1 protein-coding gene is annotated in these 267 nt (G+C 74.2%); it reads left to right on the forward strand.

Annotated features, from left to right (window positions below):
* The coding region (locus SB719_RS20475) for a VWA domain-containing protein (protein WP_412159789.1) at positions 1–267 on the forward strand (267 nt) is incomplete at both ends.

Below are 267 nucleotides of genomic sequence, written 5' to 3' on the forward strand. Positions count from 1 at the left end.
GCCGCGGCGCGTCCGCAGACGCTGGGCGAGCCGGTCGCGCCGCCGCAGGCGGGGCGCGACCTGATGCTGGCGGTCGACCTGTCGGCGAGCATGGGCGAGGAAGACATGGTCATCGGGCGCCGGGTCGTCGACCGCCTGACCGCGGCCAAGGCCGTGATCGCCGATTTCCTCGATCGCCGCGCCGGCGATCGCATCGGCCTGATCGTGTTCGGCCAGCGCGCCTACGCCATGACGCCGATGACCCGCGACCGCGACAGCGTGCGCCAG

Source organism: Pantoea sp. SIMBA_079 (assembly GCF_046940275.1).
GTDB classification, from domain to species: domain Bacteria; phylum Pseudomonadota; class Gammaproteobacteria; order Enterobacterales; family Enterobacteriaceae; genus Pantoea; species Pantoea borealis.